The sequence below is a fragment of the Legionella sp. JM-2024 genome (genome assembly GCF_055389095.1).
This window is the reverse complement of sequence record NZ_AP039388.1, coordinates 1356365-1378717: the sequence shown is the minus strand read 5'-3', so window position 1 is coordinate 1378717 and position 22353 is coordinate 1356365. Positions and strand designations below refer to the sequence as shown.

The window sequence follows — 22353 nt, the reverse complement described above, 5'->3', positions numbered from 1 at the left end:
CTATTGTTTAAAACACATAAAAATAATTCTACCTACCCAAAATAACAATAAGACAATGATTCCCCATATGATAATCAATAGAAAGTTGTTAGCATCTAAAGTAGAAAATGGTCACTTACTCACTATGACTCCTTTTACCATATTCAACCAAATGAAATCTCATGTAAAAACTGTTGAGTTGAAGGATGCTGCGATGACTTTTTTCAAATTCAACTACTTGAAAGAAGTCGCAATAAGAAGCCCCCAATCCGCTTTAACTTTTGCTATCATTTTCGGACTGGATTCTTGGATGGGGTCAGAACCATTAAAAAGAGTTTGGCCTTCGGATTCTGAAACAAGCTCTTTCTCAAAAAAGATGTAATCAAGTGTGACAAGGATGTTATTTTTTATCATTGTACTCTATCTAACCACATTATTTCACTGCAACTTATACAGAGTTCTTCAAATTACCTCGACCGCCAATAAGATATGCTCGTTTTTATTACAAAATAGTAATATGGATTGCATTTACTAAAAATTCATTTAGAATTATTGATTAATGGATAATGGGCAATATAACTAACTATTGATCAGGATGAGAAATATGTTATCAATTTTTGGAAGAGCTATGTACAGAGTATTAGGTGGAGCCACGAAAACAGCTGCAACAGACACAGTACGTGTTACAGCAACAACAGGATTAGTATTCAGTACTTTTTACCTGTATGACAAGATATCAAATAATAATTATGGTTTCTTTTGGAAATACCCTTCCCAATCCAAAACACTTGAGAAGGCTCCTGAAAAGAATATTAATCAAAAAATTTGAACTAAACAAATGATACCTGTCTGGCTCCCGATCTTCCGGGGGCTTATCAATGTTTAGATTCTATTGTCCTCCCCTTAGGTAGGGATTGACCGTTTAGTTTTGAAAACCTGGATGGTAATTTCTGTAATTGTGACTTGAAATTACTTTTTTGGTATATGTTTATTATTCTCTTCTTCTGCTTGACTAAAACTTTTCAAAGTGTCTCTCAGTTGAACCGTTTTTTGAATTGAGTCTGTTGGTGTAATTTCAACATATCCACGAGTGATAAAATTCAAAGCAACTTTTAACCCATGCCATATATTTGCAAAAAAGCCTCGATGATCTTTTAGAGTGCTTTTTTGAGCAATATGAATTTCATCTTTACATTTACTCACAAAAGTACCTTTATCTATTTTTCCAAGAAGAAACTCTTTTTTTTGAGCCTCTAATGCATTGACAAGATTTTCTGCTGCTTTAGCAGCATCAGGATAATTTCTTGATCGTAATTCAGTAGCTTTTTCCTGCAGTTGCTTCAAATTCTCATCCAATCCTGACTCTTCAAGTAATTGTCTATTCCTCCATTTAACAATGGCAGGATGGTCTTTATTGTCCATAATAAATTGACGTACTGCTTCATGTTGTAATGCAGGTTCAAAATCTTCTTTTCGCCATGAGTACACCACAGGAGTTACACTTTCTTTAGTAAGTCTTTGGGTATGTTTATATAGTAATTTTATTAGTGCCTCTGAATATTGACTAATGTCTTCAATTGCATTGATGTCACTATAAAATTTCTGAAATTTTTCTTGATTTTGAATAGGAGTTTTAAAAAAAGATTCATTTTCCTTTATGAATTCCCTTACTTCTTCTATTGTTGGAACCGGCATATACTACCCTCCTCCCATGTTTATATATAACATATATGCCATGAAATGCTTTTTCACAAGCCATAAAACAAAACTTAAATGTCCTTTTAGTTAAATAATCGAATAAACCTCACCTCATGCCGGGATTTCAGCCAATAAGTGCTCCCACGAAAGAGCAAACCGGCTCAAAAGCAGCAGGTGCATAGAGGTAGATATATCATGAATTTTATTGTTTAAAACGCATATAAATTATTCTACCTATCCAAAATACCAATAAGACAATGATTCCCCATATGATAATCATTGGAAGGAACAAGATCACAAACTCAATAAATCCATAGGTAAACTGTCGCAATTGGTTTATTAAAGCATGATATGATGTTGTTACAACTTTTGATATTTGCCATGTTGATTCTTGTGCCTTATGAATCTCGGGGTTGATCTGTAAGTAAATTGTAATTAATGAATAAGCCACCGATTGTTTATAGTATTTTATTTGTCCTTCTATAACATCAATTTTTTTCTGGGTTTCACTTAATTGTTGAAAAACAGCCAGCACATCTGAAGTATTTTTTGCACCTTGCATGATTTTAGCTAATTGATTTTTAGAGGTTTGTAAATTTTTCAGTTCACTTTCAAGATTAACATATTGCTGAGTAATGTCCTCACTCGTAATCGACTCCTGAATGACTTTACTGGCTAAAGATTTTAAGCTTTGCAAAACATTATTCAGATGATTAGTTGGCACTCGAATACTGATATCAGCCACATTTCCACCAAGATAGTAACCATCCTGTCTTAAATTGGAATTAACGACATATCCCCCCTCTTGATTGGCCAGTTGCATAATGTCATCGACGGCTTTAGTCGCATCGTTTACTTCCATAGTGATATTCGCATTACGAATTATCATGCCTCTCATGACCTGATCAGAGGCAGCAGGGTTAGAACTGGAAGCGCTGGAAGTCGCGGGTATTGACGTAATGTTTTCTACAGTTGGATAAGCCCCTCCAACAGAATTAGCGCTGCCGAACATAGTCTGGCCAGTCCGACTTGCCAGTATTTGGTAGCCAGACAATAGAACTGCATATACTCCGATGACAACAAATAAATATAAAATGACTTTCTTCATTATTAATCTGCCGCTTGGACTGTTAAAGATAAGTTTGGCATAGTCTCATTGAAATAACCAATCATGCTTTTTAAGTTCATTGATACTCAGATAAAATAGAGCAATATAGCAATGAAAATTTCATCCGGAACACAAAAATAGTTATAAACTAATAGTAGAAATGGAGGTGTTCAATGAAAAAAATTGCACCATCACTAAAAAATGAAATTATTAACACAGCAATTTCCATTGCTCAGAAAACATCCTGGGAAAAGGTGAGATTAGTTGATATCGCTACAGCATTAAATATTAATCTAAATACAATTCGATATTTTTTTGCCGAAAAAGATCAAATTATTGATGCATGCTTTGACCGTGCCGATGACGCCATGCTCAATGCTTCCTTAAAACCTGAATTTAATTCTCTCACCTTTGAAAAAAAATTACATACCTTATTAATAGCCTGGTTGAGTGCTTTTGATGGGCAACAACGTGTTATTAGACAAATGATATGCCATAAACTGGAACCTGGTCATCTGCATATTCAACTACCCGCAATCAAGCGCATCAGCCAGACTGTTCAGTGGTGGCGCGAAGCGGCAGGTTTTACCGAGATTTTTCCTTATCGAGCCTTACAAGAAACTGGATTGACTATTATTTATTTGTCCACATTTGGTTTTTGGTTATTAGATAACTCTGATGAGCACCTCGCAACCCATCATTTTTTAGAAAAAAAGTTAACTATTGCAGGTACCTTATCTCAATTTTTTGGTTGTACACAGCATGAAACACACAAAATTAACTGAAAAAATCGGCATACCATTCCCAATTATCCAGGCACCTATGGCTGGTGGTGCTAGCACACCAGAATTAGTAGCTGCAGTATCTAATGCTGGTGGTTTAGGTTCTCTAGGTGCTGGATACATGAGCCCAACTGCGATTAGACAAGCAATAAGAAAAATTCGTCAATTAACAAATCGGCCTTTTGCAGTTAATCTTTTTATACCCGAAGCCCATTACGCGACACCAGGACAAATTCAAAAAGCATGTGATGATATTAATCACTGCTGTATCGAGCTAAATATTGCCATTAAACCGGTTAAAGAACCCTACTCCCAATCTTTTGAAGAACAAATACATCTCTTGATTGAAGAAAAAATCCCTGTTTTTAGCTATACATTTGGCACTTTGGATCCTCTCTGGTCATCACAATTTAGAAAAAATGGAACCATTTTAATTGGAACAGCAACCAGCTTAGATGAAGCAATAGCACTCGAACAAAGTGGTATTGATGCCATTGTTGCTCAAGGAAGCGAAGCAGGTGGCCATAGGGGTACTTTCGTTGGCAATGCTGAAGACGCATTGATTAAAATGCTCCCTCTGGTAAAGCAATTAATTGAGAAAATAAAAATTCCAATTATTGCAGCGGGAGGAATCATGAATGGACACGGGATAGGCACCGCAATTAACGCAGGCGCCTCTTGTGTGCAAATGGGAACAGCGTTTTTAAGTTGTTTCGAAGCAGGTATCTCTCAACAATACAAACAAGCCTTATTAACACAGCAGCAAGACAATACTGTACTAACACGCGCTTTTTCTGGAAAGTTAGCTCGCGGGATACGTAATAAATTCATTGTCTGTATGGATAATAGGGAAAGTAATATTCTTGATTACCCGATTCAAAATGCATTAACCAATATAATGAGACAAAGAGCTAAGGAAACCGATAATATCGACTTTATGTCATTATGGGCAGGGCAATCCGCCAACCTGTGCCGAAACATGTCAGCAAGGGATTTAATGAATACTTTAATTATTGAAACAGAAGCCTTGAACGCTGATCTGGGGAACTCCCTGGATATTGACGAAAAAATTATGCTGGCTCCCTTTAATCATCAATGGAATGAACTTTATAAGCTAGAAGCGACACGTATACTAAAAAAATTGGGAACTCAAATTATCGAAATACAACATATTGGAAGTACTTCTATTCCAGACATTTATTCCAAACCAATTATTGATATTATGATTGGAATAGAAAATCTGGAAAACCCTGAATTGGCTATAAAAGATCTGATAGAGTTAGGATATCAATATTTAGGAAATGCCAATGTTCCAGGACGTCTCTATTTTAGAAAACGCAATCCATACTCTTACAACATTGCATTATGCCAATACCAAAGCGAGATATGGATTAATAATCTTTTATTTCGAGATTATTTAATAAAATATCCTGATACAGCGCAGGCCTACAGTCTTCTTAAAAAGAACGTTTTTGATTCGGGAGTTGATACATTATTAAACTATTCTGAAATGAAACACCCCTTTATTGATGAAATGATAAAGAAGGCTAAAATAGAACAAAGTTCGAAGTAAGCGATTCTACTATCGACACTGTCTAAAGTGGCTTTTCACTCAATTCATCACAACCACTTGAAGCATCCCCAATATGATTGAAATACAGATCCACTGTTCAATTAATGATTAAGTTATTGGAAATATTGAATTTTTTATCATTAAATCTTGACTTGTTTAAAGCCACTTTAGATACTCTTACAGACGTTTCAATCAAATATAAGTAATAAAAAATACACTGTAATAATTCAGTTTAATTACACAATATAAATAACAAATCATTAGTTGGATGGAGATTAGGAATGTTTAGTTTAAAAAAAACAACCGCAGCAGTACTCGCTCTCGGAAGCAGTGCATTGTTCGCTGGCACGATGGGACCAGTATGCACTCCGGGTAACGTAACCGTTCCTTGTGAGAGAACTGCATGGGATATTGGCATCACAGCACTTTATTTGCAACCAAGTTATGATGCTAATTGGGGCTACAACGGTTTTACTCAATCTGGTAACTGGCAGTATTGGCATGATGTTGATCTCGAGTGGGATTGGGGCTTCAAATTAGAAGGTTCATATCATTTCAATACTGGAAATGATCTAAACGTCAATTGGTATCATTTGGATACTGACACTGATCATTGGGCCTTTATTGATCAATTGCATACCTACGATATTAACTGGGACGCCGTTAACGCGGAGTTAGGTCAATTCGTTGATTTTAGTGCAAACAAAAAAATGCGTTTCCACGGAGGCGTTCAGTATGCACACATCAAGACTGATGTCAATCGCCATTTCAATGGCGCTTTTTTAGATAATTTTAATTCAAAATTCAATGGCTTTGGACCACGTACTGGTCTTGATATGAATTATGTATTTGGGAATGGATTCGGCATTTACGCAAAATCAGCAATCGCGATTTTAGTTGGTACTAGTGATTTCTATGATAACTGCACCGTTTGCGGTAATTCCTCTGGCTCTAAAAATGCGATAGTACCAGAAATAGAAATGAAGCTGGGAGCCGATTACACTTATGCTATGGCTCAGGGTGATTTGACTCTGGACGTAGGATATATGTGGTTTAATTATTTCAATGCCCTACATAATAGAGCCGCAATAATTGTCGGTTTAGGAAACTCATTCGAGACTGACTTCGGAGCTTCTGGCCCATATATTGGCTTGAAATACATAGGCAATGTGTAATCCGTCAGTGACCTATAGGGCATTGTAAGAGAATCTAAAATGGGCTTATAGCCGAAGTGAGTGGTCATTTCATAATGAGACTCCCTAGGTTTAGGCCCAATAATTTTTTAATTGACTGTCAATTCAAATGAGTAAAACCAACTTATTCAGATAAACGTCTTATACGTTTAACTCAATACCTTTGTCATCAATAGTCAAATGCAAGCAAAAGTTCTTTAATCAACTTTTTAATACCTAGCTATAATTAAAAATAATAAACAAAACAAAGAGGGTATATGTTTCGCTATTTTAAGCGTGGCTGGAACGGGGAACTTAAATTTTCTGAAGTCCTGTTTGGATCAGGCGGCGATTATTTTTTGCTTGAAGGTGGATTAGCATACATTGGGTTTTATATTATATTTGCTGTAGTATTAGCCAGTACCAAACCATGGTCGCTGGAGAATATCTCATCCTTAATCCTCCTTTCATATGGCATAGTTTTTTATATTTGGCTACTAAAAGCATTTTGGGGTTCTGCCAACCATTGTTCAAGTAAAATTTCGGCAGGCCTCGTTCGTACGTTTACTATTATATTACCTTTGATCTCCATTGTATTATTTGTTTTGCTTATCATTTATTACATCGTTACTTCCATTTTAGATGCTATAAGCGGTTAAAGATGGTATTAAAACCTGGATGTTGAGGCTTTCACATCCAGGTTACTCTTGCAAAGCCGTGACAGTGCAAAATAAACAATCGTCTAAACTTTACCATATAGTTTACCAGCAGTGAAATCCAGGGCAACACAAGGTTCATCACCCACTACCCAGGCATCATGACCAGGTTCAATGAGAGCGACGTCACCAGGACCTAGTGTTTTTTGTTTTCCATCATCCATTGCAATCATAATTCGTCCAGAAATGATGTAATTAAAATGAGGAGCCTGACAGCTTGGAGTACCTACCGTTGGCTTGACACATTCAGACCATTTCCAACCTGGCTGAAAAGTCGCACGCATTAAAGTTTTATCACCCAGGTTGATGACTTCGATTTTGGTTTTGGGTAAGTTACGTAATTCGTCAGGGGCGTTAAAATTCTTTAATTCTATTGTTTCCATACAAAACTCCTTCTTAATTGCTTTATAAATGAAATGAATAAACAGGTCGATGTAAGAAAACCATACAATTGTCTTATATCGAGTTCACATTAAATGATAGCCTATTTGCTATTATTTATTTTAGTAAGGTCAGAATGAGGTTACTTGATAATTTTAAAGTAAAGCGTTTTAATAATGGAAAAAACTCAATGCAGGTATCCAATTATTTTCAATAACATATTGAAAATAATTGGAGGTTCATTTTAAGAGTTCAAACAATATTAAGGGATGGGAGTTTTCATGGGCATAGGAAATAGCTCAGCTAAATCGCTTGTTAATAACCTGCTACAGATAGCAAACATCAACGTGAATGGGCAAACTCCATGGGATATCCAAATCTATAATGATCAGTTCTATTCACGAGTATTACATGATGCCGATCTGGGTTTGGGTGAAAGCTACATGGATGGCTGGTGGGACTGTCAACGAATTGATTTGTTTATTTCAAAGCTGATCAACGCAAACCTTGAATCCAAAATTCAAATCAACTTGAAATTTGCCTTGAAACTATTTTTATCCAAGTTATTTAACCTGCAAACTAAAAGACGCTCTCTGCAAGTAGGCAGGCAACATTATGATATTGGGAACGATTTGTTTCAGATTATGCTCGATAATAACCTGAACTACACTTGCGGTTATTGGAAAACTGCTGACAATCTGGAGCAGGCCCAACTTGATAAGCTTGAACTCACCTGCCGAAAACTCTGCCTTAAACCCAACATGAAACTATTGGATATCGGATGTGGCTGGGGGGCTTTAGCAAAATATGCTGCTGAAAACTATGGGGTATCCGTTGTAGGAATAACCATATCCCAGCAACAATATGAATTAGCTAAATATCGCTGTAAGGATTTGCCAATTGAAATCCGCTTTCAGGATTATCGAGATTTGAATGAAAAATTTGATAGAATTGTTTCTTTAGGGATGTTTGAGCATGTTGGTTACAAAAATTACCTGGAATACATGAAAATTGTTCATCAGTGCCTGGATGACGATGGCCTATTTTTATTACACACGATAGGCTCAAATGAAAGCTCGACCAAAGCCACTCCATGGATTTCAAAATATATTTTTCCTAACGGAATGACTCCATCCATCATGCAAATTGGTAAAGCATCCGAAAAATTATTAGTTATGGAAGATTGGCATAATTTTGGTTCTGATTATTATAAAACTCTAATAGCATGGCATGAGAATTTTAACCAAGGGTGGAACCAAATTAAATCCAAATACAGCGAACGTTTTTTTCGAATGTGGAATTACTATTTACTTTCCTGCGCTGGCGCATTCGATGCCAGAATGCTGCAATTATGGCAAATCGTTTTTTCCAAGAAAGGAATTCCTGGTGGATATTCAGCACCAAGATAAATCATTTCAGCCTTGATATGATTTTCCAACCTTAGCAAACCAATCCTTTCCAACCACTATAATTAGTAAGCACTCAAGACTGTGTTTAAAATAGAGTTCATATATTGCATCATAACTGGTTACACTACGTGCCAACTATACCCGCTCCCTTACGGTCGCAGCTCGGATTATATTGAGGCAAAACCGAGCCGCGACCGTAAGGAAGCGGATGTGTAATGTAAGCTAAGTATGGAGTAATTGTGAGGGGTGGATGTTCTTTTGGAAGGTTGCAAGGACTATATATACCACCTATTTCATTGAAGCGGATAAAAAATAAGAAATCCGTCCTGACAAACCGAAACCGAAGCTTTGAACGTATGGTTCACGAACTCAATCAGTTAAAGCTAACATTAAAAGACCCTATATTTTTAACAGAGTCGTTAACGATTACTATAATTGTGCTACCTGAGGTGGATTTTTTATTACTCATGAAGACCTTTGAGACTTGATTATTAATATATTTTTATAAAATTTGCTTGCAATTTTTATTATCTCACATATAGTCAGTACTGAAATTTTGTCTAAAAAGGAATTAATATGCCAAAAAAAAATGATCCAAGCGGAGAAGAGCTTAAAAAAGCAGGTATACTGATAGGAATAACCAATTTGCTTTTATGGCCATTTTATTATGCTGATTCAAAATTAGGATTAGTTGCATCCATAACTGCTACGTTTGCCTTACTTTATGCTTCACATCAAGTAGGAGAAAACAGGCGACCAGTTGAAAATGCGTTAACCCGAATTGGCCCTTTCTTTCAACAAAATGGAAGTAGTGGTTCTGAAATAGAGAATGCTTTTAATAATACGGTCACGGGCGCTGCTGCATTGTATGATCAAATTATTCCGGGAGCCAAAAAATAATAAGCGTTGTCTCTTAAGAGAGAAGGAATTCACCACAAAGGAGTTGGTATGGTGTTGTAAATCTGATAAACAAATACCAACTTCAACCTGCTTTATTCAAACCACCAAATCAAACGACATGAACAATAAAGATAAGCTTATGCCCTCGTTCAACCATATCAGTTATCATTTTGATAATTATACTCTTTTGATTCCTTTACTTCTTACTACCTTTATCCAATACTTTATAATAATTAGTCTTGTAATACTAATACCGGAAAAATAATGAAATTTCGAACTAAGCTCTTTCTTGGTTTGCTGCTCATTGTAATAATTACTAACGGTATATTCCTATTGTTATCTTATCGATATGGTAAAGAGACAGTATACAATGAAGTAGGTTCGTCTGCCCTATCGATTGCTGCAACCGCAGCTGTACTTATGAATCCTGACGACGTGCAGAAATTTAATATGCTCACCGCTGAAGATTCTCCTCTTTATAAAGATCTTGAAAAAAAACTTCGTGAAGTACGTGACGCTAATCGCCGCAAAGACGTTTATGTCAATTTCATTTATAGTTTATTTCCTGATCCTAATGATCCTAAAGTACTTCGATTTGCAGTAGATGCCGAAGAAGATAGACTAGAGAAAACCGATGTGGGTTCAATCATGAAATTCAGGACTGAATCAGGAAGCACAATCAATGTAGATTATGACTATCCCATCATTATGCCAGAATTTGTTGAGGATATTTGGGGGGAATGGTTAACTGCTTTATACCCAATAAAGGATACAAAAGGAAACTATCTTGGAAATATCAGAGTGGACGTAAATGCCCATACTGTTCAGGAACGATTTCATTTTCTCCTTTATTCAGGCCTTGCAATCTTTGCCATAACACTTTTATTTGCGATGTTTTTAGGTTGGTTACTTTTTCAGTGGTTTAATAAGCCATTACTAAAAATTACAACTGCCTTAAAAAGTATTGCTCAGGGCGATATAGACCAACACCTCGAAATTAACACCAAAGACGAATTTGCTGAAGTAGGTCGAGTTATCAATGAAATGGTTGAAGGCTTGAAGCAACGTAATATGTTACAAGTGAGCCTAACACGTTTTGTTTCTCATGCCTTAGCAGAAAAAATAATGAAAACAGGAGAAATCCCGCAGGTATTTAGTGAACGACGTAAGGTCACTATAATGGTCTGCGATATTCGCAATTTCACAACAATTTCTGAGCGTATCAAACCAGAAGAAGTGGTTGATTTTTTGAATCATTTTTTTGAACAAATGATTGAAGCGATTACTTCCCAACAAGGAATATTGGATAAATATCTTGGGGATGGCTTTTTGGCGATCTTTGGCTCGCCCACCGATGATTCTTATCAGGAAGATCATGCTGTTCATGCGGCATTAAAAATGCGTGAAGGATTGAAATCGCTCAATGCGGATTGGGCAAAAAAATTAGGTACTGAAATACAGATTGGCGTTGGTATCAACACAGGCAGTGCCATCGTGGGGAATATTGGAACTGATGTGCATATGGAGTACACAGCCATTGGTGATACTGTCAATTTGGCCTCACGAATAGAAAGCGCCACCAAAGAGTTAAAGACCGATATCCTCATCAGTGAATACACTTATATTGCAACAGATCATAGTGCTTTTCAATTCATTGAATTAGGAGAAATTTCTGTTAAAGGAAGAGTCCATAAAGTAAAAGTCTATACTATCTGAGGATACCCCTTCTTCCTATTGAAAAGAAACAGCATATGATCTACAATTATACAATTTGTATACAGAAAAAGATATCACATGCCAGCACAAAGCCAAATTATTCAAAAAGTAAATCAAATTTTCCGTGCGAATCGAACCAATTTTACTTTTAATAGAGGAGGAGTTTGCTCCGGACTCTCTGCAATGTATGTAAAGTATGCCTTGGAAGATCGTGAAGATGTATTCTTTCGTTTGGTAGAAAAAATCAACGCATTACCCGATGATTATCAACTGGGAACCGATATTGCCTGCGATCGTTTTTTTCAGGAAGTACAACAATATTTTCTGCCGGAAATATATTCCGGGTACCAAATTCAGCAATCTGACACAGAAAAGTATATCCATATCAATGGACTACCCATTCGAAATGAATTTAACTTTGGTTTGATTGCCAGTGATTCGGAATGGGCTAGCATTTTTAATCAAATCAAACGCAATCAACGGGTTGCTGATATCCGATCACATAATCATATTGTCAATATCAAATTCAAGGAGGGTAAATTTATTATTTATGACTCCAACTATGAGAACCATTTTAAATCTTTTGATAATGAAACTGACCTGGTAAAGGAGCTCTCCTATTGTTTTGGAATAAAAGCCAGTGAAATGGGGCTAGCCGTCCGAGTTTTTTCTAATCCCTCCAAGCCAGCCTGTACTGACTATCCTTCCCATGAGCAATTACGTCAATTATTCTCGGAAACATCCTATTGTAAAAAAATTACAATCGATGGTAATGACTATACAAGTCTGATTTGGGCTGCCAAGGCGCATGATCACCAAACAATGCAAAAAATTCTCACTCATAGTGATGTTGAAAAAATCATTCACCTTGCAAAACCTGCCCTGAAATATGAATCATTAATAGATGAAGTATTGCAACTTCCTGAAGGCAATTTGAAACAGCCATTATTGAGAGAAGCCATTGTAACGAATTTACTGCTGGGCAATTCCCAATTATTAAACCGGATTCTTGATCACTATTTGCAAAATATCGATATCTCAAAAGAAACAAAGCAAATGGGACCGATGCTCGCATCGGCGCTACTCGATTTAACGAAAACTCAATCTACCGTATTTTATGGGGCTGGTGATTATCAGAAATTACTCCAATTATGCGATAAACTCTTAACTCAAAAACAAAAAAATGCAAATTTCAATAGTCTGACCAATTTAAGGCTTTTAACGGCCATACACTCCAAATCAGAAAGCGAATTGGCTACAATAATTGATTCACTGAATTCCTCCCAGTTGCTTGAACAAATCAAGTGGGCTGCCAGTCGACATCAGCATCAATTGTTAAAGAATTTATTAAAATGTAAAGCCAAGTTACATTACAACGACATTGTGTTTAGCACAGAAGTCACCCAAAACATTGACACGGAAGGAATGAGGCTATTACTCAGTGAGGGTATCAATCCTAATCCTGATGTACTGGGCGTTTTATCTTATCGTAATAATAAACATATGCTCGAGCCATACGTTGATGCCGTCATAAAGCAAAGTGGGCAGACCTTAAAGATGCCCATAGGGTTATTTGACAATATTGGTAGCGTATCGCGTATCGCTCTTCTAATGGCTATGGGTGAAAATCAATTCATCCAACAAAACTGGAGTAAAAATAAGCCCTCAGATGAGGAATTACAACAAACCCTCAAAGATGCCGTGCTGGTCAGCAATGAGACTATGGTTAAATTTATCAAGCAAAAAATGGATATTAAAAAAGTAAAAATTGATCCAAAAGAATTTACTTTTATTATCGAAGAGGCATTCGTCACTGAAAATCAAACGCAAATAAAAGCACTATCTCATTTAGGCATCGGCCTTTATGATATGAGTTATTCATCCATTACCACCAATGATGACAGTGAATTTAAAAAACGTGTGGCTGAAATCTACCAAATCTATAGCGAAACGGGTCTGATTAATATTCTACTTCAGGGGATCGCAACGACTACATCCTCTAAACGTACCATCCTATTTAACTATATATTGGCACGTAAAGATGAAAATACAATCAAATCTGTTCATGCTCAATATAAAGCACTCTTTGAAGGATATATTGTAGAGCTCTTTAAAAACTCATTAAAAACCAATAGTGCCAATGGACTAACCAGTCTCAATCGAGGTGGGAGTTTTGTCCCTGAAAGCATCAGCACTGAATGGTTTAAAGGGTTGAATGACGATCAGCGTTTGCAAATGGTAACAATGGCTTTGCGTGAAAAACAATATTCCCTAGCCCAGCAATTTTGTAAAGCCTGGAAGCAAACTTCTCAGGATTTATCCTCTCATCGCAAACAACGTCACGAGTTTTGGAATCAGTTAATAAATGAAAAATTAGAGTATTCTGCATTTATTTTGATGCAACAATTTCCTGACGAATATCAGGCCAAAGAAGATTTTGAACGCCTTTTTGAAGCTGGCCATTTGAATGCCATTGCGACACTCATAGATCAACAAATCATCAAACCCGACTTTTCTGATCTCTTTATTAACGAACTCTTTACTAAAGCATTAAAAGAAAAAAACGGTAAATTGCTTAAAGTACTCCTGAATCACTACGAAACAGGCCGCCTTTCAAAATTATCCGCAACAGAGATCTGTAAACAGGTTATCAGCATGGGCCAATACAACATATTACCCAATATCACCAACGATTCCTTTTTAAAAGTGATTCAATTTAACGATTTATATACACACGCGTGCGAATCGCAGCAATTAAATGCTCTGGAATGGATTTTAGCCCATGATATCACTCTGGATAATGTTGTTAAACGTAAAGGTCTACAACAACTCTTTAAGGACAAAAATTATAATCAAATGATGGAGTGGGTTTACCAAACGGGCAGCAGCCGTATATATCAGCTTATTATTAAACTACAATACCCCAACCCCAGAGCATCTCTTCTCAAATCCCTTGAAAACCCGATGCAGGATCGAAAATTTCAAAATACTAATATGTATCTGGAAATGCTTAAAGTCTCCCTAACAAAGGACAGTGGTAAACACTTTAATCAGGTATTTGAGAATAATAAAACAGCAACAGAGCTTACTCCAGAAGTCATTGATTTTCTGGTTGATAACTGCCATCAAAGCCGGGTCCTGGACTTATTAATTAAGCACCATTCATTGGAAGCATTATGTCAACTCGCCTTGCGACAGAAACAATGGCAGGCGGTTGCAATGATCCTGGAACATAAAGATACAGCAAAATTTTCTAGTGGTTTGATAAAAAACCTGACAGAAAAAAAAGAGGAAATTGCCCAAGGGTACCTGGATTTAAAAACTCGAATATCGAAACATCAAGATGTACGCAATGATATGTTTACTGTTTATCTTGCCAAATCAGAGACCAGTTTGTTATCTGCCTTATTGCAAGATAGCAAAGCAAAAATCTATCAATCGATTGTCCAGATCGAAGAAGAAATGTTGCGAAAAAAGCAAAACTTACACGGTAAGGTATTCCGCCTCCAGATGACTAATGTTTCCTTTGAAAATACCCTGAAAATGCTAAAACGTGATTTTATTAAATTAAACGAAATTATTAAAGAACAACAGATCGATTTAAAAAGACCACTGATAAATGAAGATGTCTTGGAATACGTGCAAAGAATTAAAGGCAAAATGGCAGAGAATGATATTACCAGCACTAATTATTTTGATGATGAAGAGGAAGAACTTCTACTAAACATTATAAACAACCCGAGATTAAAAACCATCATTGAGCGGGAAGAAAGCTTGTATTATCTGGTACGCCAAAATACTCAATTTCATCAGCCAGCTCGCCCCTTTACACAATGGCCTCAAAATCAACAGAAATTATTTTTTGAAAAAGCGGCTGAACTTGATTCAGCTTTGGAAGATAAGAGCTTGGATACCAGCTTTTTAATTCCAGGGCTAAGACCACTCATGCAATTTTATAAGGAAACAACAGAAACGCTGAATAATCCTCTGAGAAATACCGTAAAAATTGTTCCTGAAAAAATGGAAAAGATATCCCCAGAAATAAATAATCAACCTCATGGAGAAGTACAACAACCTCAAAAAGAACAACAACGTCTCAAAGAACTGGAACGCCAGAAAGAGCAACAACGCCTCAAAGAACTGGAACGCCAGAAAGAGCAAGATCGCCTCAAAGAACTGGAACGCCAGAAAGAGCAACAACGCCTCAAAGAACTGGAACGCCAGAAAGAGCAAGAACGTCTCAAGGAACTGGAACACCAGAAAGAGCAACAACGTCTCAAAGAACTGGAACGCCAGAAAGAGCAACAACGTCTCAAAGAACTGGAACACCAGAAAGAGCAGGAACGTCTCAAGGAACTGGAACGCCAGAAAGAGCAGGAATGTCTCAAAGAACTGGAACGCCAGAAAGAGCAAGAACGTCTCAAGGAACTGGAACGCCAGAAAGAGCAGGAACGTCTCAAAGAACTGGAACGCCAGAAAGAGCAGGAACGTCTCAAAGAACTGGAACGCCAGAAAGAGCAACAACGTCTCAAAGAACTGGAACGCCAGAAAGAGCAACAACGTCTCAAAGAACTGGAACACCAGAAAGAGCAGGAACGTCTCAAGGAACTGGAACGCCAGAAAGAGCAGGAACGTCTCAAGGAACTGGAACGCCAGAAAGAGCAGGAACGTCTCAAAGAATTGGAGCGCCAAACAGAACAAGTGCGCGATAAACAACCAGCAATTATTAACGATCGGACACCGCTTTTACCAAATGAAGATCTTCCAGATATTCAGAAACGTAAACCCTCAAAAAAAACAACAACACCTGTACCTATTAAACCACAAGCCCTCACCAAAGGTTTTGAACTCGATATCAGCATGCAAATTCTTGGGGGGTTTATTGCGGTTCTTGGTATTGCGGTGGTAGCTACAGCGTTTGTTTTATTAAATGCTGCGAGCTTCGGTATTCCAGGCTTGGTGGCAGCGGGTGTAGGTGCAGGCTTGATTGTTACAGGAGCAGGATTTTTTGCCAGTGGAACTGGCAAGAGAGCACCACCGGATGAGAGTATTATTGAAGATAATTTATTACCCAAAAAATAACTGGAATTACAATAAGCACTAAATTGCAAATATTGTCTTCAACATCAGTATTTGCAAAAGCCGCTCCAACCAAGGTTTTAGACTACCATATTTTGGTTTGAGTTAGTTGATGCAGATTGCTGACACCCTCTTATATAATCCATTTCATGTCAGGGGAGTACTTAGGCTCCAAATCATATTCTTTCCCAAGTTTTAATTGGAAAGCTTATAATAATTTAGCCATAAGGATTTTAGGTAACGTCCCTGAAGTTTTTTTTCACACAATTTAATCTTGGATTGAGCACAGACCGTGTTTAAAAATAGAGTTCTATAACTGTTTATTCTACGTGACAAGCACATCCGCTTCCTTACGGTCGCAGCTCGGTTTTGCGCCACTATAATCCGAGCTGCGACCGTAAGGAAGCGGATGTGTAATAACTTCCAATATCAGAATGATACAGTATACCAAATGACATAATTAACTAAATAAATCACTTAAGGCTATACTAAAAGACACTGTAGCTTAACAAGGTCGTGAGCGATTAAGAGCACTATTCAATTTAATTTTGCTACTATCCAATATGAAGATGCTCAAAAATACTCTTTAATTACAAAAAACTCAGACAACGTCTCTAATCCATCTGATATCAGTGAACAATTTAGATGTTATTATCCCCCCTTCATTGTATTTGGCTTGGGCGATGTAGTTTTATCCTTTTCTTTTTTGGGCTCATCAGTTAGTCCTTTTTTGGGACCACTAAAGAATTCATTTCTATGGGTATGGGGCTTCCTCTGCACAACTGGTATTCGTTGCACTTTACTTAAATCCATTTTTGGTTTTGCATTTTCTCCAGAGGGTCTTTTTGCTTTAGGTACATGGATTTTTGTTTTTTGACCGCCAGTAGTCTCTTCATGTCTCACTGTGGTTTTCTTTTCATGTTTTTTCTTCGTTATATTTCCATGAGTTTTTAGCGATTCCTGGACTTGCAATGGAGTAACAAACATTGAGAAATTATCAGTTTCTTTAGTTGGCTGCTTAGGAGAAGCTGGTGTTTTTCTTAAGTGAGTGAGTGCTTTAACAGGTTTTAATGGCAATTCTTTCTCGGGCTTAAGATTATGAGGCACTTTTTTATGATCATCCAAATGTTGCCGTCTTGGACTTGGGGTAACCTGTGTTTTTTTCTCCTGGAGTGATTGCTCTATCAATTCTTTATTTTGAGTAATATGTTGAGTCAGAGTAGCCATTATACCTTGAGGTAAAATCTCAATTGGTGTGGCTCGATTGTTGGTCGTGCGTATTGAAAAAAGTTCTCCATCCTTGTTTATTCCATATCGAATGCTATGAATCCCGTTGGAAGCCAGAAAGGAAGCTGCGATATAAACATACTTATTTTCAGTATCCGAATCGTTGGCTGAGCTCCAGCGCAATATAAAATTCGTCTTGGACTTGGATTTGGACTTGGAGAAGTATTGTGTCACTTCTTCTGCGGTTCTGATATTTTCTTTGTAATGGCCATCTACAAATATTTCGTTCATCACTTTGTAAATTTTTTCACTTTCCAAGGATTCCAATCGTTTACGATCATACAAATTATAACCCTCGATTCCGTTGCTGATGACATAAAGAGATCCTTTATTTTTCCATTCGATGGTCTCTTCCTCAGTAAAATCAAAAATACGGATATCACTGCTACCATTCTCTGTTATAAATTCCATGCCATGAACTCCTTTCGGAGTTAGTGCGTAGTGACCATTAAATCGCATGGTGGTCGCTACTGAGCCAATGATTCTCGTATTAATTTGTTTTTCCCTGAATAAACGCCCTAATAGAGCTGCGCCACTACTGAGACCGCCCTCACCGGCGTTACATGCCCAGAGAACAATCGTTATCGTATCACCTGGTTTGAGATTTCCATTATCCAAAATCAGGTCTCGGAACTGTTTATAGGTCCAATCAGTACTCATTGGCTGGACTGGAGTGGATGCAGGTGGAACATAACCGCCAGTGATATGATCCAGAGTAGTATTGCTATGTCCGGTAATGAAAACCAAACTACCGTCTTTAATTTGATTAAAGGATTCCTGCTCATCAGGGCGAGATTTTGCGTCTCTATGCATTTTAATCACAGGAAAACCTGTCACATGGTTTATTCCAGCAGCAGTACCTCCTCGACGAGGAAAGGTAGTTGTGGCTTCAGGGGATTGTGAACTTAAAACGACTCCAGTAGGCATTAGAGATACTCCAGTAATTGGTTTAACATAACATTATAGCATATCAATGAACACTATGATCTTATTTTGATCTAAAGTTATGGTAATCGTCGTGTTAAGCAAAGTCGTTTTGTTTCCATATAACGTCAGTACTTTATAATAGACCCCTTGCATAACCTGCCTCTATTATTTTATTGCTGTGTTGCAAAGGTTTCTGAGGTGCTCATTTACTCTATGTAAACTCCGCTCCTCGAAACCTTTACAACTTGCAATAAAGCAAAATATACAGGTTATACAAGAGGCCTAATGTCACACTTTTACATAAACAAAGAATGGCCTTGGATAAGTGTTATCGAAACAAAACCGTATTCGACAAAAAAGCATTGTTGCAAATAGTACAACAACGCTTTTGATGAAGAGAGAATAGAGTTTTATTAATTATAATTTGTAACTTGGTCTTAGATTGGTTGAATCAAGCGCTTGCGTTTCCTTCTCGGTTTCATCAGGAAAATGGATATATACCGTTCCACCATTTTTAACCAATTCCACATTATTCCTCAAATCATTGTTTCTTTCTAAACATCTTTTAGCAAAAAACAGATTCGAATAGCGTTTATGATAATTGGTGCTAAGTTCTGACACTTGCTTTAAATCTTCTGAACCCAGTTTGTTCATAATGACATCTACAACATCTAGTGGTACATCTTTTAAATTTGGCATATTTTATTCCTCATGTAAGTCGAGACGCTGAACAGTATACAAGATAAACATTAAGGTTATATTAAATACATATTGATATGCAATGAGATAATTACTTCATTGAACATCCAACTGTAGTGAAACACTACTCGTTTTTTCTGATCCCCCCTTAATAAAAATCTCCGAGTTTATGAAATGAATTCCCCATACTTGAGTTTTAACTTATTATTCAAAGTATTAACTTAACAAGGAGTCAATTGATGTTAAAAAAATGGTTTTTAGTACTTCACTGCTTTTTACTGGCAGCACTACCGGGTGTGGGAAATTCAGCTGATGTACAAACACTCGCCTCGGAGTGTTATCTGATTTCACAACATTTATTTGACCTTAAGGCGGTACAAACTGGTGCTTCTTGCACTTATAAACTCAACATGGCTGGACACTACACCAGAGTTGCCGGTGATAATTTAATAAAAGAAGATTTCAATACAGTAAAAGAATACATTCGAGATGCTTTGGAGTTTTTAAGGTACGCTGAAAAAATGAATTGCGAAAAGATGTCGGAGATTACTCAGGCTAAATGGGATTTAGTGAAAGTGATTCAACAAGTGTATGAGCTTTAAAATATTACTACAATTGCCTTGAATATTTTCTTAAATAGTCAAGGCAATTGCTAGGGTTCTGACCATTTTTTCTGATGCATTTTGTAGACTTTTATCGCTTCCTTGTCCGGTCTATGTTCCATAGGCATATTCCGTTCTTTCCAGGGTTTATTGATTTCCTGATAAAAATTCTCAAGAGTGAAGTATTTTCGATCATCAATATAATAGGTTTTGTATTCCTCTCTCGTGGTGATAAAAATCACTTTCCTTGGGCTACAATAATACATTGCGGCGAGACACATTGGACAAGGATGCGCTAATATATAAAAATCACAATCGTATAAATGCTCACTGCCTAATTTCGCTGTGGCAATGCGGATTGCATTAACTTCAGCATGAGCTGTAGGATCATGCGTTTGCGCAACGGTATTGGGCGCTTCGGCAAGAATTTTCCCATTCTGAACAATTAAGCAAGCAAACGGTCTACCACCATGTTCAACATTTTCTCGAGCCAGTTCGATAGTACGCTTTATAAAATCCATTTTTTTTCATTTTTAATCCATAATTATTGATTATTATCCATAATATAAAAATTAACAAATGAAACCTTACAGGAAACCAGAATGGCTAAAAAAAGTATAGAGCGGCTTATTTTTCAGAGATTGGAGGTAATCCGAAAAAAAGCGCTATGGTAATTGCAGGTAAGCTCATCTCCTATGAGAAATTGTTTGATACAGTGAACCGTATTGCAACTCATTTGCAAAACACAGCACTCTCAGGAAATCGCATTGCCTTCATGCTGCCCAATAGTCTTGAAATCATAGCCATTTACCTCGCCTGCTTTCAATCAGGTTGTATCGCTATGCCTGTCAATCGCCGATATGCCCCACCTGAGTTTGAAAAGGTGCTACAAGATGCCAAGCCAATTTATTTAATCATCGAAGCCGACAAATTATTTTTGTTAGAGAAAGTCAATTGGTCAGTGACAGGAATTCAAAAGATTTTTGTGGTAGGTGAAAGCCCAAGTCATCCCTATTTCTCTTTTGATGCATTGTTAAGTGAATCAGAGAATTTGCCAAAACAGTCTATATCCTGTGAATCACCTGCAGTTATCTTCTATACGTCTGGCTCAACCGGGCAGCCTAAAGGCGTTATACACACCCTGTCGTCCATTGAAGCAATGCTTGACTCAACCTCACTGGCTCTGGAAAACATTACATCTGAAGACAAAATGATAATTTGTGAGCCTCAATGTCATGTGAGCGGATTTATTGAAACATTGTCCACGTTATCACGAGAAGGCACCGCACTGGTCAATGATGGCTTTGATATGGACTGGTATCTTGCAACAGTCATGCGTGAAAAGCCAACTCTTGCCGTTCATCATATTGATACCTTTATAAAATTATTAGAATCTGGACGCTGCGATGCAGAAACGTTTAAGTCATTTCGCGGAATTTATACAGGTGGAGATGCTCTACCTGCAGCGATCCAAAATAAATTTTTGGCTTGCGCTGGCAAACCAATTCAAGTGGGGTATGGTATGACTGAAGCCATCTGGTTAACCATCTGCAGAAACCCTGATTTAACTCAAAAATCTTGCATTGGCAAGCCAGTAGCAGGAGTAACATTACGCCTTGTGAACTCCACTGGAAAAGAAGTGCGTTGTGGTGAAGTAGGAGAAATCCAGGTAAAAGGTGATATGGTGTTGCATAGCTATTGGAATAATCCTAAAGCAACCAGTGAAGCGTTTATGGAAGATTGGTTTAAAACCGGTGATTGTGGGACTCTGGATGAACATGGTGATTTTTATTACAAAGGTCGTATTAAAAACATTATTATTCGCAATACTTCCAATATTATGCCAGGAGAAGTGGAAGCAGCAATTTATAAACATCCTGCTGTTAGCGTAGTGGCAGTGATTGGTGTACCCGATGCAAATGAAGGTGAAGTGCCGGTTGCTTTTGTAGTAGTAAAAAATGATAAACAATTAACGATAGAGGAATTAAATTCATTTTTAATTGAACAAATTGCCCAATATAAAATCCCTGCAACTATTTACTTTATTGATGAAATGCCAGTGACTAACAGTGGGAAAATCAATCACAAAAAATTATATGATTATCTTGAGATTGAAGCAAAACCCACATCTCTACGTTAATATATAGTAACTTGAATTTTAAATGACTTATTTCAACGTACCGCTGGCTGTCAGCGGGATCCATTCGGGCATTGGAGTAGTTCCAAAATGGATCCCGGAATTTGAGATAAAATCAACTTAAACTAGTATTAATAATTTATGAGGTGATACTTCAGGGTCAAACCGAGGCACGTAGCTTTTTTGAA

18 protein-coding genes and 1 pseudogene are annotated in these 22353 nt (G+C 37.1%); 13 read left to right on the top strand and 6 right to left on the bottom strand.

Going from position 1 to position 22353, the window contains the following annotated elements; all coding sequences use genetic code 11:
- Positions 1–67: 67 nt before the first annotated feature.
- Both ACZ5EK_RS06060 and ACZ5EK_RS06055 read left to right on the top strand, forming a co-directional pair.
- The gene (locus tag ACZ5EK_RS06060; RefSeq protein ID WP_464431900.1) at positions 68–361 is read left to right on the top strand and encodes a hypothetical protein; all 294 of its coding nucleotides are present in this window, start codon (positions 68–70) and stop codon (positions 359–361) included.
- 222 nt (positions 362–583) lie between these two features.
- Positions 584–808 carry a hypothetical protein gene (locus ACZ5EK_RS06055; RefSeq protein ID WP_464431898.1) on the top strand — a complete coding sequence of 75 codons (225 nt, stop codon included), beginning with the start codon at positions 584–586 and terminating at the stop codon, positions 806–808.
- A 140-nt stretch (positions 809–948) separates the two neighbouring features.
- Here ACZ5EK_RS06055 and ACZ5EK_RS06050 read toward each other — a convergent pair whose 3' ends face one another.
- Both ACZ5EK_RS06050 and ACZ5EK_RS06045 read right to left on the bottom strand, forming a co-directional pair.
- On the bottom strand, positions 949–1674 hold the full coding sequence (locus tag ACZ5EK_RS06050; RefSeq protein WP_464431896.1) for a hypothetical protein: 726 nt from the start codon (positions 1672–1674) through the stop codon (positions 949–951).
- 205 nt (positions 1675–1879) lie between these two features.
- Positions 1880–2785, bottom strand: a complete 906-nt coding sequence (locus ACZ5EK_RS06045; protein ID WP_464431895.1) for a DUF4349 domain-containing protein — start codon at positions 2783–2785, stop codon at positions 1880–1882.
- A 173-nt stretch (positions 2786–2958) separates the two neighbouring features.
- On the opposite strand from ACZ5EK_RS06045, the gene ACZ5EK_RS06040 reads away from it, so the two are divergent.
- From ACZ5EK_RS06040 to ACZ5EK_RS06020, 5 genes and pseudogenes are all read left to right on the top strand, one after another.
- Positions 2959–3570, top strand: coding sequence for a TetR/AcrR family transcriptional regulator (locus ACZ5EK_RS06040; RefSeq protein ID WP_464431894.1), 612 nt, complete (start codon positions 2959–2961; stop codon positions 3568–3570).
- A pseudogene (locus ACZ5EK_RS06035) lies at positions 3548–4591 on the top strand (NAD(P)H-dependent flavin oxidoreductase); the annotation flags it as partial. The gene ACZ5EK_RS06040 and the pseudogene ACZ5EK_RS06035, both read left to right, overlap by 23 nt.
- Complete coding sequence (locus ACZ5EK_RS06030; protein ID WP_464432462.1) at positions 4565–5140, top strand: GrpB family protein; 576 nt, start codon at positions 4565–4567, stop codon at positions 5138–5140. The pseudogene ACZ5EK_RS06035 and the gene ACZ5EK_RS06030, both read left to right, overlap by 27 nt.
- Positions 5141–5421: 281 nt before the next feature.
- Positions 5422–6315, top strand: a complete 894-nt coding sequence (locus tag ACZ5EK_RS06025; protein WP_464431892.1) for an Lpg1974 family pore-forming outer membrane protein — start codon at positions 5422–5424, stop codon at positions 6313–6315.
- Positions 6316–6590: 275 nt separating this feature from the next.
- Positions 6591–6971 carry a hypothetical protein gene (locus tag ACZ5EK_RS06020; protein WP_464431891.1) on the top strand — a complete coding sequence of 127 codons (381 nt, stop codon included), beginning with the start codon at positions 6591–6593 and terminating at the stop codon, positions 6969–6971.
- An 83-nt stretch (positions 6972–7054) separates the two neighbouring features.
- Here ACZ5EK_RS06020 and ACZ5EK_RS06015 read toward each other — a convergent pair whose 3' ends face one another.
- Positions 7055–7411: a cupin domain-containing protein gene (locus ACZ5EK_RS06015; protein ID WP_464431889.1), complete on the bottom strand. Its 357-nt coding sequence runs from the start codon at positions 7409–7411 to the stop codon at positions 7055–7057.
- 279 nt (positions 7412–7690) lie between these two features.
- Between ACZ5EK_RS06015 and cfa the strand changes: the two genes are divergently transcribed.
- The 4 genes from cfa (at position 7691) to ACZ5EK_RS05995 (ending at position 16516) form a co-directional block, all read left to right on the top strand.
- A complete protein-coding gene (gene cfa, locus ACZ5EK_RS06010; protein WP_464431888.1) occupies positions 7691–8818 on the top strand; it encodes a cyclopropane fatty acyl phospholipid synthase in 1128 nt (375 codons plus the stop codon).
- Positions 8819–9394: 576 nt separating this feature from the next.
- Positions 9395–9718: a hypothetical protein gene (locus tag ACZ5EK_RS06005; protein WP_464431886.1), complete on the top strand. Its 324-nt coding sequence runs from the start codon at positions 9395–9397 to the stop codon at positions 9716–9718.
- Positions 9719–9982: 264 nt separating this feature from the next.
- Positions 9983–11434, top strand: coding sequence for an adenylate/guanylate cyclase domain-containing protein (locus ACZ5EK_RS06000; RefSeq protein WP_464431884.1), 1452 nt, complete (start codon positions 9983–9985; stop codon positions 11432–11434).
- Positions 11435–11512: 78 nt separating this feature from the next.
- Positions 11513–16516 (top strand): hypothetical protein, encoded by a 5004-nt coding sequence (locus tag ACZ5EK_RS05995; protein WP_464431881.1) that lies wholly within the window; start codon positions 11513–11515, stop codon positions 16514–16516.
- Between the two features lie 648 nt (positions 16517–17164).
- Here the strand turns inward: ACZ5EK_RS05995 and ACZ5EK_RS05990 are convergent.
- Together ACZ5EK_RS05990 and ACZ5EK_RS05985 are read right to left on the bottom strand one after the other, a co-directional pair.
- Positions 17165–18727: a Dot/Icm T4SS effector RavO gene (locus ACZ5EK_RS05990; protein ID WP_464431880.1), complete on the bottom strand. Its 1563-nt coding sequence runs from the start codon at positions 18725–18727 to the stop codon at positions 17165–17167.
- 417 nt (positions 18728–19144) lie between these two features.
- Complete coding sequence (locus ACZ5EK_RS05985; RefSeq protein WP_464431878.1) at positions 19145–19426, bottom strand: hypothetical protein; 282 nt, start codon at positions 19424–19426, stop codon at positions 19145–19147.
- 239 nt (positions 19427–19665) lie between these two features.
- Between ACZ5EK_RS05985 and ACZ5EK_RS05980 the strand changes: the two genes are divergently transcribed.
- Positions 19666–20028 (top strand): hypothetical protein, encoded by a 363-nt coding sequence (locus ACZ5EK_RS05980; RefSeq protein WP_464431876.1) that lies wholly within the window; start codon positions 19666–19668, stop codon positions 20026–20028.
- Positions 20029–20078: 50 nt separating this feature from the next.
- Here the strand turns inward: ACZ5EK_RS05980 and ACZ5EK_RS05975 are convergent, their stop codons facing one another.
- Positions 20079–20549: a nucleoside deaminase gene (locus ACZ5EK_RS05975; protein WP_464431874.1), complete on the bottom strand. Its 471-nt coding sequence runs from the start codon at positions 20547–20549 to the stop codon at positions 20079–20081.
- A 146-nt stretch (positions 20550–20695) separates the two neighbouring features.
- On the opposite strand from ACZ5EK_RS05975, the gene ACZ5EK_RS05970 reads away from it, so the two are divergent.
- On the top strand, positions 20696–22168 hold the full coding sequence (locus tag ACZ5EK_RS05970) for a class I adenylate-forming enzyme family protein (RefSeq protein ID WP_464431872.1): 1473 nt from the start codon (positions 20696–20698) through the stop codon (positions 22166–22168).
- The last annotated feature ends 185 nt before the right edge of the window (positions 22169–22353 follow it).

What these genes read in the sequence shown, in the direction of transcription:
- cfa (WP_464431888.1), top strand. Translation starts at nt 7,691, where the DNA reads ATGGGCATAGGAAATAGCTCAGCTAAATCGCTTGTTAATAACCTGCTA.
- ACZ5EK_RS06050 (WP_464431896.1), bottom strand. Translation starts at nt 1,674, where the DNA reads ATGCCGGTTCCAACAATAGAAGAAGTAAGGGAATTCATAAAGGAAAAT.
- ACZ5EK_RS06015 (WP_464431889.1), bottom strand. Translation starts at nt 7,411, where the DNA reads ATGGAAACAATAGAATTAAAGAATTTTAACGCCCCTGACGAATTACGT.
- ACZ5EK_RS06055 (WP_464431898.1), top strand. Translation starts at nt 584, where the DNA reads ATGTTATCAATTTTTGGAAGAGCTATGTACAGAGTATTAGGTGGAGCC.
- ACZ5EK_RS05970 (WP_464431872.1), top strand. Translation starts at nt 20,696, where the DNA reads ATGGTAATTGCAGGTAAGCTCATCTCCTATGAGAAATTGTTTGATACA.
- ACZ5EK_RS05990 (WP_464431880.1), bottom strand. Translation starts at nt 18,727, where the DNA reads ATGCCTACTGGAGTCGTTTTAAGTTCACAATCCCCTGAAGCCACAACT.
- ACZ5EK_RS06040 (WP_464431894.1), top strand. Translation starts at nt 2,959, where the DNA reads ATGAAAAAAATTGCACCATCACTAAAAAATGAAATTATTAACACAGCA.
- ACZ5EK_RS06025 (WP_464431892.1), top strand. Translation starts at nt 5,422, where the DNA reads ATGTTTAGTTTAAAAAAAACAACCGCAGCAGTACTCGCTCTCGGAAGC.
- ACZ5EK_RS06060 (WP_464431900.1), top strand. Translation starts at nt 68, where the DNA reads ATGATAATCAATAGAAAGTTGTTAGCATCTAAAGTAGAAAATGGTCAC.
- ACZ5EK_RS05975 (WP_464431874.1), bottom strand. Translation starts at nt 20,549, where the DNA reads ATGGATTTTATAAAGCGTACTATCGAACTGGCTCGAGAAAATGTTGAA.
- ACZ5EK_RS06000 (WP_464431884.1), top strand. Translation starts at nt 9,983, where the DNA reads ATGAAATTTCGAACTAAGCTCTTTCTTGGTTTGCTGCTCATTGTAATA.
- ACZ5EK_RS06030 (WP_464432462.1), top strand. Translation starts at nt 4,565, where the DNA reads ATGAATACTTTAATTATTGAAACAGAAGCCTTGAACGCTGATCTGGGG.
- ACZ5EK_RS05980 (WP_464431876.1), top strand. Translation starts at nt 19,666, where the DNA reads ATGTTAAAAAAATGGTTTTTAGTACTTCACTGCTTTTTACTGGCAGCA.
- ACZ5EK_RS06020 (WP_464431891.1), top strand. Translation starts at nt 6,591, where the DNA reads ATGTTTCGCTATTTTAAGCGTGGCTGGAACGGGGAACTTAAATTTTCT.
- ACZ5EK_RS05995 (WP_464431881.1), top strand. Translation starts at nt 11,513, where the DNA reads ATGCCAGCACAAAGCCAAATTATTCAAAAAGTAAATCAAATTTTCCGT.
- ACZ5EK_RS05985 (WP_464431878.1), bottom strand. Translation starts at nt 19,426, where the DNA reads ATGCCAAATTTAAAAGATGTACCACTAGATGTTGTAGATGTCATTATG.
- ACZ5EK_RS06045 (WP_464431895.1), bottom strand. Translation starts at nt 2,785, where the DNA reads ATGAAGAAAGTCATTTTATATTTATTTGTTGTCATCGGAGTATATGCA.
- ACZ5EK_RS06005 (WP_464431886.1), top strand. Translation starts at nt 9,395, where the DNA reads ATGCCAAAAAAAAATGATCCAAGCGGAGAAGAGCTTAAAAAAGCAGGT.